The sequence below is a fragment of the Actinomyces sp. MRS3W genome (genome assembly GCF_032465695.1).
In the GTDB taxonomy this organism is placed as follows: Bacteria; Actinomycetota; Actinomycetes; order Actinomycetales; family Actinomycetaceae; genus Actinomyces.
The window spans coordinates 1-961 of sequence record NZ_JAWDJJ010000141.1; the positions used below are offsets into that span (position 1 = coordinate 1).

Here is a 961-nt window from a genome sequence, read left to right on the forward strand (position 1 = left end):
GGAGGGGGCAAGGGTCGCGCTAGTCATGGTGCATCCAGGCTAGCGAGCCCCGCTCCCCCGTGACACCGTGATCCAGACCGCACCCCTTCACCGAAACCGGCACTAATAACATGCCGAAACCGGCACTAATGACGTACCGAGACCGGCACAAATGACGTACCGAGCTCGCTTCACGCCGCGCCCCCGGCCCGCGCATACGGCTCACACCCGGCCCACGCCCAACCCGCACACCTGCCTACGCCCAGCCCGCGTATCCGTTCACACGAGCCCTAGCCGCAGGACACCAGCGCGCGTAGCGTGACGCCATGGCACACCGACACCTGCTTCAGCCCCTCACCATGCGCGCCCTCACGGCCCGCAACCGCCTCTGGCTCCCACCCATGTGCATGTACTCCGTCGACGCCGAAGACGGCATCGCCACCGACTGGCACGTGGTTCACTACGGCAGCCGCGCCCAGGGCGGCTTCGGCACAATCATCGTCGAAGCCAGCGCCGTCACCCCGGAGGGACGCCTGTCCCCCAACGACCTCGGCCTGTGGGACGACGCCCAGATCGCCGGTCACCGCCGCATCGTCGAAGCCATTCACGCCGGCGGGGCTCTTGCCGGCGTGCAGCTCGGCCACGGCGGGCGCAAGGCCGGCACGCCCCCGTGGCGGCCCGATGTGGATGCGGCCCGTTCCACCACCCTGCCCGGTTGGGATCTGGTGGCGCCCAGCGCGATCGCCTACCCCGACCACGCGGTACCCCGCGCATTGGACGCCGACGCCGTCGCGCACACGGTGCAGGCCTTCGCAGCTGCCGCCCGCCGCGCTGTTGAGGCCGGCTACGACGTCGTCGAGCTGCACGGTGCCCACGGCTACTTGATCCACCAGTTCCTCTCGCCGCTGTCCAACACCCGCACCGACGCCTACGGCGGGACGGATGCGGGCCGCCGTCGCTTCGCCCTGGAGGCGGTCGCGGC

The 961-nt window shown here is 70.6% G+C and carries 1 pseudogene; it reads left to right on the forward strand.

Annotated elements, in window-relative coordinates:
* Positions 1–305: 305 nt before the first annotated feature.
* Positions 306–961: pseudogene (locus RWX45_RS04980) on the forward strand (NADH:flavin oxidoreductase/NADH oxidase); the annotation flags it as partial.